Here is an 8,801-nt window from a genome sequence, read left to right as displayed (position 1 = left end):
AAGTAGCACAAGTTCAAGGGAAATAAAACTCATTTTAACATAAAAAAACCGTTTCCCTATTAAGGAAAACGGCATGTATTTACTTAGACTTTTTTTGTTTTTCTTGTAGTTCTTTCCACACCATATACTCATCGTAATTCATTAATTTGTCGAAGATTGTACCGTCATCATGGATTTCAATAATTCGGTTTGCAACCGTCTGGATGAATTGTTGGTCATGTGATGTGAAGATCATTGCGCCTTTGAATGCAATCAGCCCATTGTTAAGTGCTTGAATGGATTCAAGGTCCAAGTGGTTCATCGGTTCATCAAGAAGTAGAACGTTTGAACTTGTCAACATCATTTTCGATAGCATACAGCGTACTTTTTCGCCACCCGATAAAACAGATGGTTTCTTGTTCACTTCTTCACCCGAGAATAGCATACGGCCAAGGAAACCGCGTAGGAATGTTTCAGTTTGGTCGTCGGGTGAATATTGGCGCAACCATTCAACAAGTGATTGTTCCGATCCTTGGAAGTACTCACTGTTATCGATAGGGAGGTATGCATGTGTTGTCGTAACACCCCATTTGATAGCTCCGGAATCAGGCTCAGTCTCTCCAGCAAGAAGTTGAAGCAATGCTGTTTTTGCAAGAGGATCTCCAAGAAGAATAACCTTATCTTCTTTGTCAATCGTAAATGAAGCATCTTTAAGCATTACTCTGCCATCCTGTGTTTTGTTGACATCTTGAATGCTTAGTACATCATTTCCAATTTCACGACCCATTTGGAAATTAACGAACGGATAGCGGCGAGAAGAAGGTTTGATATCGTCCAACTCAATTTTTTCAAGTGTTTTCTTACGAGAAGTAGCTTGTTTGGATTTCGAAGCATTGGCACTGAAACGTGCAACGAATGCCTGAAGTTCTTTAATTTTCTCTTCTTTTTTCTTATTTTGGTCTTGTGACATTTTCAATGCAAGTTGGCTTGACTCATACCAGAAATCATAGTTACCAGGGTAGACTTGGATTTTCGAAAAGTCAACATCCGCAATTTGCGTACAAACTTTGTTTAAGAAGTGACGGTCATGGGATACAACAATAAGTGTGTTATCGAAGTTAATGAGAAATTCTTCAAGCCATTGAATTGCTTTCAAATCAAGTGAGTTTGTAGGCTCATCGAGAAGAAGAACGTCAGGCTTGCCAAATAATGCTTGTGCAAGAAGCACTTTCACTTTATCGGAACCGTTTAGTTCAGACATCTTCAATTGGTGATATTCATCAGCAAGACCAAGTCCTTGTAAAAGAATTGCCGCTTCTGATTCGGCTTCCCAACCGTTTAGGTCTCCAAATTCGCCTTCAAGTTCAGCTGCGCGCATGCCGTCCTCATCTGAAAAATCCTCTTTTGCGTAGATAGCGTTTTTCTCCATCATAATGTCATACAAGCGTTTGTGACCCATAATGACCGTATCGAGTACGACGCTTTCTTCATATTCAAAATGGTTCTGTTTCAGAATAGCAAGGCGTTCATCTTTGTTCATAATGACATTACCAGATTGCGGCTCAAGTTCACCGGACAAGATTTTAAGGAATGTTGATTTACCCGCACCGTTTGCACCAATTAGACCATAACAATGGCCTGGATTAAACTGTATATTCACATCTTCAAACAGCTTGCGGTCGCCGAATTGAAGACTTACATTACTGACTGCTATCATTCAAAATCCTCCTAAATTCACAATGCTCCTATTATAGCACGTAATAAAACCCATTAGCAAGAAGGCGTATACTATAGGCTTTCAGGGGGTCTGAAATTGAATGTTCCCCCAATTCGTCCCCCAAACTCAATAATTAACAGCATCACTGAATGCTATAACAGACTCTATTTCGAGTTCTTTAAACGAGTGGCCATACACTCTTAGAACCATCTCGGGAGTATTTCCCAACCGGTCTGCGATTGTATTGAGGGGAACACCTTTACTCATCATAATGGTTGCATGAGTATGCCGTAGACCGTGTGGCGTGATCCGTTTAATCCCAGTTTCCTTGATAATGCGTTTAATGGGTTCAGATACAGATTTTTCACTGATAGGAGTTCCAAATCTCTCCGATGTCAATACGTAATCGGTCTCCGTCCATATATTACCGTAAGTGAGCATTGTTTTTTTACACCAAACTCTATAAGTCTTCAATTGGTTTAATATTGTGTCGTCGACAAAGAATGTTCGTATGCTGTTTTTCGTTTTCGGTTTACGGGTCCCATGATGATCACGAGTCCTCTCAATCGAAATTGTTTTATTTTCAAAATCAATATTGTTCCATTGCAAGCCTAGCATTTCGCCTCTTCTCATTCCAGTGAAGGCCAGAATCAATAAAAGTGTGTAATTCGTGATACACTCATGATTTTTGGCGAAAGTAAGAAATGCCTTTAGTTCATCAGGATTAAGGAAATTTTCGTTCTTCTTATCATTTATAATCACTATTTTATTGAATCGATTTCGAGGAAGGATTTCCTCCTCAACAGCTGCATTAACAATGATTTTAAAAATGTTATGATACAACTGGACACTACCTGGGTCGTACTTTTTCAGCAGAGCATTAACATACTTCCGCTTATAAGTTGATCGTTCTAACCTTGTTAATTTTTCCTTCCCTAACAATGGCTTGATGACGAGTCGAATTGCTTGCTCTCGTTGAGCGCGTGTACTGATTTCCCAATCATTCTCATTCGCATCAAACCAAGTATCTACCCATTCGGCAACAGTGATATTTTCATAATCAACACGTTTAACATTGCCGTTAATCAAATCGGTTTTGACTTTGAGCAACTCTCTAATTGCGATGTTCTCCGATGCCAAACCTTGCTTTGGTTTTTCCCGGCGGTTCTTTAATGCATCATAGTAGCGGTGACGGTAACCCCATAGTTTTTCACCTTTAGCATTCAGGTACCAAAATACCTCGGGCTCCTTGCTTGTAAAATGCTTCTTAGATTTCTTGCGCTTCTTCGATTCTTCTTTCATTATCGCTACCATTACATTTATCTCCCTTTAGCGTTGACAGGCGCACGGTGGGGGATAGGTATTTGCATCACCTCCTTTCAGAGGAATGTGTTAATTGAAATCCATGTGATCGTAGTCCTTCCATTTCCGAGGGGTAGGATCACCTTGGATTTCGTAATATAATTCACCGTCAATCTCATACATCCTATCAAGGATAGGAATACGTACTGTTTTGGTCGAATCGACTTTTATTGCGTTTGATGGTAACTTATTGTCCTTTTGTTTATCGAAAAGGTGAATAATATTATTCAATTCGACACTTCCTTTCAATTCTTTTTTCTCGCCATTATCAATTCGGCCATTTGAAGTGAATGAATAAGCTGGTAGGCTATGATTTTGGAGTCATCTCTAGACAATTCAACTCCGTCAACGGTATAGTTTTCTCCATTAAAATAAATAGCTATAAGACTTTCTAATTCTCTTACTACATCCATTTAGAATGAACTCCTTTCAATGAATTAAGAAAGCGCTACATATGCATGTTTTTGCGCAAACTTCTCCAATCGAATTTCTGCGAACTCGTAAGATACATTGAACGCCTTTTGAATCTCCCAAATTGCTTTTTTACGATCACTTGGCAAATCTAATTCATGCAACATAAACGTCGGAACACAAAAGTGATACATAAAGCTATCTGCCTGCCACTCTTGCAGCCTCATGAATAGGAAGTGCATGTTCAGTTGGTTGCCACTATGTCTTAAATAGTGACAAACTTCATGCCCAAACTCCATCCATTCCTCGCTTTTTGTTCCTCTAACCAGAATGATTTCATTATCAAACCTGAATGAATTTTCTTTGTATACAATTTCAACACCAATTTCCTTGGCAATCAACGACATATCTAAATCTGCCGGATTCGTTATATCGATAGACATGTACAAACTATAAATGTAATCCTCTAGGTGAGTGCCCAAGTGATGACCTCCTTAACGGGAATGTACGTTTGGTTTAATGGTTAAAAGAGTAGGTGTACATAAAATGCACACCTAATAAATTTATTGATACACAAGTCCGCGATCGTCCCAGAATGTGTTAGAGTCTCGTTTATTCATATCGCCTATTAGTTTTTGCGTTTCAGCATCAAGTTCTTCCCATATACCCAGTCTAATGTGGTAAGCCTTCGTCATGTCGTAAAACTTATGCGCATCAACGCTATCTAACTTATCCCACTTACCAAAGTCGACTTTTCCTAAAGCGTTTTTATCGAAATAAGCAGAAGCGGCAATAACTCCGTTATTTGTAGTTACTATAACATTGTCGTCAAAGTCATAATCGTTCAATATTTTTAATATATCCATAGCTTGAGAAGGGAATCCAGTCTTACTAGCGACAAATGATTTGTTACTCAATACGCTTTCAATGTCATAAGTGACGGCAATAGAATTCTCTTCGATTTCAACTTTAAGATCAGTTAACGATTTTATTTCAGATACGGCTTTTTTCATTACATCCATTTCAACTAACCGGCCAGATTTCGCGAGTATTTCTTCAAAAACTTTTTTATTCTCGTTCGATATGTCGAGTGTATAGTCGTTATTTAAGTCATAAAGAGTTTTTGCTCTTTTTTCCATATGTTCTTTCCATTCTTCTTGAAAAGCTAGAGAATCAGCCCTCTTTCCAAGCATTAAGGTTTTGATAAGTTTCAGGTCTCTTCTGTAATTATCGTAAAGTACATATAGATGCACATCTTTAAAATCATCAACTTCATAATCTTCTAGTTCATCTAATTCTAGTTGAACAGCTTTCTCTAATTCTTCCGTCGTGACCTCGTTCGGTAATTTATCGGCGTACTCCCATCGATTTTCAAGACCTGTCGCAATTCTCTGAAGAGCTTCGTCATCGACTTTCTTCCCACAACCCAAAAGAATCACTAAACAAAGTGCAAGCAAAGCGCCAAGTTTAAATTTCATGAAATCCCCCTCACTTTTCGCCCTTTTGACTCTTCTTAAATTTAATATAATCGTACACTTCTTGCATTTCTTCTGCAGACATCGATTCCAAATCCCGGAACATTAAGTCAATATCCGGAAATTCCGATGCGATTTTAGACATGAAGAATGCCTTGTCGTTGTTGACGCCGTTTGTTGTAGGATTATCCGACTTCCCTAATAGATAGTCAGTAGTTATTTCAAGAACATCAGACAGTAGAACCAACATTTCATTCGAAGGTGTGCTATGACCGTTTTCGTAATTACTAATAGTTCCTTTTGACGTATTCACTTTTTCCGCAAGTGCTTCCTGAGTTAGCTTTAATCTATTTCTAGCACTTTTTAACCTTTGGGACACCATTACAATTCCCCCTAATATCAGTATGTACAAGGATATTGTACATCATATGTATATGAAATAATTAATAGTACAAGTTAATTGTATTTTATTGTTGACATACAAGATTCTTGTACGTATACTAAGGGTACAAGTTGTTCATACATCGGGGGTGACAATGTGAAGAATGTTAATCTAGTAAAATCGCGCGAGAAGAAAAATTTAACTCAAGAACAACTGGCGAAAGCGCTTGGATACAAGGGAAAGCAATCAGTTTCGAACTGGGAAAATGGGCATATTTCTCCACCATTAGAAACAGCGCTTAAGATATCGCAAATTCTAGAAGATGATATCTTCTTTTTATTTAGCAATTTAGTACAAGAAAATCATACTTGCGAAAAGAGAGTTATCTAAAAATAACACCTCACACCCAGCAATGAAAGTTCGAACGAGCGGAGTCGGCCATGATCTTCTTCTATAGAAGGGAGCCACGCCAATTGGTTACGCCAAGACTTCGAACTTTGATTGGTGGGTGTGAAGGATAAGAAGGGAGGAAGCCAAATGTCTGTCGTCCAAATCAACACTGTGATTGACCAAGAATTTATCAAAAAAGAAATACAAGAAAACTTAGACAAGGCTTTTCGAGAAGTCATGTTCGTTTGGGACATCAATGAAATGTCAAAACGCTTATGCATGGGTAAGACGTTTCTTGAAGCGGAAATCTTAAGCGATAAGCGGATGCGGGTGCTTCAACGGCAAAAGCCGAATAGCAAGCGATTCTGGTTCTACGAGCCGTCACTGAAAGTCATCAAAGAAATCATGGATGAATGGGAATAAAAAATAAACGCGTTGACAGGCGCACAGTACAGGGATTCACAAATCTTCTATATAGGAGGTGAGAGGGATGGAAATTAAAAATACTATAGAAAACGCAAGGGAAATCATTTATTTAGCAGAGGAAAAAGAATGGAGCGAAGAAGAGCTGTCCAAAGCTATTAATCTTCTTCACTCCGAGTTAAGTATTTATTTCTCCACTTTAGGTGATTCGAGTTTGCTAATCGCGTCAAAGTAGTTTTCGACGCCACTGATTATCGATTCGACTTTTAACGGGGCAACGACGCTGCCGCCATTTGAATTCTGCAGGGATGAATAATGATTTAAAGACGCAATCATTAATTCTACAGCTAGTTCTTTATCAGTTTTACTTGTCATTTCATTCACCTCCCTCTATCGTCACTATTCGACAGCGAGGGACAGAATACCTACTAAAAGGAGGAAGTTCAATGGAACAATTAATAAACAGTGAAGTAAAAATGACGAGTTTGGATATTGCGGAAATCGTAGGCAAGAAACATTTCCACATCATGCGAGATATTCGAAATGAAATTGATGAATTAGGTGATGTAGTAGGTGCATCCATTTTCGGATTGACCTCATACGCCGATTCACAAAACAAAGAACAACCATGCTACACATTCGGTAAAGATGGCGCTATGCAACTAGCTTTAAAATATGACGCTATGACTAGATTCAAAGTTATCAAACGTGTGGAAGAGTTAGAAAAAGCGACAAACGCTCCAAGGGTTCTTACTGAACAAGAACAACTGGAAGCGTCCATGAAACTCACTTTAATGAACTCAAACGAAGTGAAGGAGTTAAAAGTAGAAGTCACTGAAATTCGTGGAATGGTCGAAAACCAAATCACTTTGGATCATGGAGAACAAAGGGGTTTGCAAAAGGCGATAAGCCGAAAGGTGTTTGAGTGCGCCGAATCAGACGATCACAAACGGTTGTTGTATCCGGAATTACATCGGGAAATTAAGGACAGGTTTGGCGTTACATCATACAAAGACGTGAAGCGACAGGATCTAACTGCCGCAATTGGATATGTGAATGCGTGGTTACCAAGAAAAGTTTCGTAAAGCGAAGAGGGGCGGGCAAGCCCCTTGTTACACGGAGTTTTCGAAGCGAGGTCTTAAGAGGTTGCTAGGAGGGGTCATCCCGGCAAGTTAACTCGTTCCTTCATTAACTATATTACTAGGTTTGAAATAAAAAACTGTTCAACATTTGAACTTGTTCTGATTTAGAACATTAAACGGGAGGAAAGTTTGTCATGGATTTTGGACAAGTACTTAGAAAAGCACGCGTAGGAGCAGGGTTAAGCCAGGAGGAAATGGCTCCGCAAATGTTTATGCCACGGAGCACAATTTCGAAGCTGGAGAACGACAAGATGGAGTTAAAAGCGGCAGATTTAATCAGGTGGTTTCAAGTAACTCAGGTACCGGAAGCAGCAGTGGCGTTGATATGCGGCGTAGACGTCGTAGCAGTGTCTCAATTGATTACAACATTACTAGGAGGATTCATTCAATTCATTTTATAGGAGGACACGATGAACTTGTTAAAAGGAGAATTACACGAACGATACGCAGCAGAATTATGTTTGATGATCGCATACAAGAAGTTGAAAGCAGATGACATCGACCTTGCGCTACACAGAGCAGAAGATGCGGTGCGGTCATTGAAAGCATTACAAGACATAAAAAAACCGACAGACACGGGAATGTCAATCGGCGAAATTTGAAACTATCTCTTAACAACATTATACCACAGAAACGCAAAGGGGTGGAGAACATGACGACAGAAGAAAAAATAGAACAGTACCGTGCTGAAACTAGTGAGACAGGAACCATAAATGTAAGTGATTTGGAATTTCACTTCCTGATGAAAGCCCTAGAAAACTGATGTTGTTGCAACGACTGGAGCCTTGGCTCCTATCAAAGTGTCCAGGAGCCATTGAATAGTTTCCTCCAAACGAGCTGGTTACTCGTACCCTGGACACCTTGATGGGATTCAACCTATCAGAAAGGATTGATGAAATGAAAAAGTTGAATGTGTACTTCTTCGGCGAAGAACAGATCCATCCGTCAGATGCACGGTGGTTCTATGGCGTCCTGTCGGGCGCATCAGTACTGACACTGTTCGTATGGGTGGTGACGCTATGAAAGCGAAAGTAAAACAGGCGATGTTCAGCTTGATTGACGAATTAGACATGTTTCCGGAGACAATCATGATCACGGTACTACGCAAGGATTTGCAAACGGTTGTAAATCATCTACACCATTCGGCAGATGAATGGAATAATCAAAGCGCACTTGGCTATGCGATTGCTGCAGCTGAACAAGTTGGGATAGAAGATATAGATATCAACTTGATTGTCAGTGCTATGAAACGGGCTTTCGACGAACGAACACTTGAGCAAGCGGCGGATATTTATCGGAAATCTGACTACTGAAAGGAGTGAAGAAGAATGAAGAAAAAATCGTGGGAGTGGGAAGTCAGACTTGTAACAGAGTCGGATCCGTACATCATCCATACGAACAAAGACAGCGCTTTAGTTGCGATGAAGCAGTTCGAAGAAACATGGGGAAGTGGCCTGAGTGTTTATACACTTCGCAAGACTGCCGAAATCATCCGGTTTGAAGAAGCAATATAAAAAAAT

General features: G+C 39.6%; 16 protein-coding genes. 8 read left to right on the top strand and 8 right to left on the bottom strand.

Annotation, left to right across the window (positions count from 1 at the left end; genetic code table 11):
* Nucleotides 1-79 precede the first annotated feature (79 nt).
* The 7 genes from MKZ11_RS17435 to MKZ11_RS17405 form a co-directional block, all read right to left on the bottom strand.
* Nucleotides 80-1,696 carry an ABC-F family ATP-binding cassette domain-containing protein gene (locus MKZ11_RS17435; protein WP_340795631.1) on the bottom strand — a complete coding sequence of 539 codons (1,617 nt, stop codon included), beginning with the start codon at nucleotides 1,694-1,696 and terminating at the stop codon, nucleotides 80-82.
* Between the two features lie 126 nt (nucleotides 1,697-1,822).
* Nucleotides 1,823-3,010: a tyrosine-type recombinase/integrase gene (locus MKZ11_RS17430; protein ID WP_340795630.1), complete on the bottom strand. Its 1,188-nt coding sequence runs from the start codon at nucleotides 3,008-3,010 to the stop codon at nucleotides 1,823-1,825.
* Nucleotides 3,011-3,088: 78 nt separating this feature from the next.
* Complete coding sequence (locus tag MKZ11_RS17425) at nucleotides 3,089-3,289, bottom strand: hypothetical protein (RefSeq protein WP_340795629.1); 201 nt, start codon at nucleotides 3,287-3,289, stop codon at nucleotides 3,089-3,091.
* 14 nt (nucleotides 3,290-3,303) lie between these two features.
* Nucleotides 3,304-3,471 carry a hypothetical protein gene (locus MKZ11_RS17420; RefSeq protein WP_340795628.1) on the bottom strand — a complete coding sequence of 56 codons (168 nt, stop codon included), beginning with the start codon at nucleotides 3,469-3,471 and terminating at the stop codon, nucleotides 3,304-3,306.
* Nucleotides 3,472-3,495: 24 nt separating this feature from the next.
* Complete coding sequence (locus MKZ11_RS17415) at nucleotides 3,496-3,951, bottom strand: ImmA/IrrE family metallo-endopeptidase (protein ID WP_340795627.1); 456 nt, start codon at nucleotides 3,949-3,951, stop codon at nucleotides 3,496-3,498.
* An 81-nt stretch (nucleotides 3,952-4,032) separates the two neighbouring features.
* Nucleotides 4,033-4,947 carry a hypothetical protein gene (locus tag MKZ11_RS17410; protein ID WP_340795626.1) on the bottom strand — a complete coding sequence of 305 codons (915 nt, stop codon included), beginning with the start codon at nucleotides 4,945-4,947 and terminating at the stop codon, nucleotides 4,033-4,035.
* 10 nt (nucleotides 4,948-4,957) lie between these two features.
* Nucleotides 4,958-5,326 (bottom strand): helix-turn-helix domain-containing protein, encoded by a 369-nt coding sequence (locus tag MKZ11_RS17405; protein ID WP_340795625.1) that lies wholly within the window; start codon nucleotides 5,324-5,326, stop codon nucleotides 4,958-4,960.
* A 156-nt stretch (nucleotides 5,327-5,482) separates the two neighbouring features.
* Between MKZ11_RS17405 and MKZ11_RS17400 the strand changes: the two genes are divergently transcribed.
* Nucleotides 5,483-5,716, top strand: a complete 234-nt coding sequence (locus MKZ11_RS17400) for a helix-turn-helix transcriptional regulator (protein ID WP_340795624.1) — start codon at nucleotides 5,483-5,485, stop codon at nucleotides 5,714-5,716.
* 147 nt (nucleotides 5,717-5,863) lie between these two features.
* Nucleotides 5,864-6,139, top strand: coding sequence for a hypothetical protein (locus MKZ11_RS17395; RefSeq protein ID WP_340795623.1), 276 nt, complete (start codon nucleotides 5,864-5,866; stop codon nucleotides 6,137-6,139).
* Between the two features lie 186 nt (nucleotides 6,140-6,325).
* On the opposite strand, the gene MKZ11_RS17390 is transcribed toward MKZ11_RS17395, so the two are convergent.
* Nucleotides 6,326-6,514: a hypothetical protein gene (locus tag MKZ11_RS17390; protein WP_340795622.1), complete on the bottom strand. Its 189-nt coding sequence runs from the start codon at nucleotides 6,512-6,514 to the stop codon at nucleotides 6,326-6,328.
* A gap of 71 nt (nucleotides 6,515-6,585) precedes the next feature.
* Here MKZ11_RS17390 and MKZ11_RS17385 point away from each other — a divergent pair, with 71 nt between their 5' ends.
* The 6 genes from MKZ11_RS17385 (at nucleotide 6,586) to MKZ11_RS17360 (ending at nucleotide 8,795) form a co-directional block, all read left to right on the top strand.
* The gene (locus tag MKZ11_RS17385) at nucleotides 6,586-7,224 is read left to right on the top strand and encodes a Rha family transcriptional regulator (RefSeq protein WP_340795621.1); all 639 of its coding nucleotides are present in this window, start codon (nucleotides 6,586-6,588) and stop codon (nucleotides 7,222-7,224) included.
* 191 nt (nucleotides 7,225-7,415) lie between these two features.
* A complete protein-coding gene (locus MKZ11_RS17380; protein WP_340795620.1) occupies nucleotides 7,416-7,682 on the top strand; it encodes a helix-turn-helix domain-containing protein in 267 nt (88 codons plus the stop codon).
* 9 nt (nucleotides 7,683-7,691) lie between these two features.
* Nucleotides 7,692-7,883, top strand: a complete 192-nt coding sequence (locus tag MKZ11_RS17375) for a hypothetical protein (protein ID WP_340795619.1) — start codon at nucleotides 7,692-7,694, stop codon at nucleotides 7,881-7,883.
* Between the two features lie 262 nt (nucleotides 7,884-8,145).
* Nucleotides 8,146-8,304 carry a hypothetical protein gene (locus MKZ11_RS17370; protein ID WP_340795618.1) on the top strand — a complete coding sequence of 53 codons (159 nt, stop codon included), beginning with the start codon at nucleotides 8,146-8,148 and terminating at the stop codon, nucleotides 8,302-8,304.
* Nucleotides 8,301-8,594: a hypothetical protein gene (locus tag MKZ11_RS17365; protein WP_340795617.1), complete on the top strand. Its 294-nt coding sequence runs from the start codon at nucleotides 8,301-8,303 to the stop codon at nucleotides 8,592-8,594. Before MKZ11_RS17370 ends, MKZ11_RS17365 begins: the two co-directional genes overlap by 4 nt.
* Before the next feature lie 15 nt (nucleotides 8,595-8,609).
* Entirely contained in the window at nucleotides 8,610-8,795 is a 186-nt protein-coding gene (locus tag MKZ11_RS17360) for a hypothetical protein (protein ID WP_340795616.1), read from the top strand.
* Nucleotides 8,796-8,801: the final 6 nt, after the last annotated feature.

Source organism: Sporosarcina sp. FSL K6-1508 (genome assembly GCF_038007465.1).
Taxonomy (GTDB): domain Bacteria; phylum Bacillota; class Bacilli; order Bacillales_A; family Planococcaceae; genus Sporosarcina; species Sporosarcina psychrophila_B.
The sequence above is the reverse complement of the archived record's forward strand: the minus strand, read 5'-3'. Positions and strand labels throughout refer to the sequence as shown.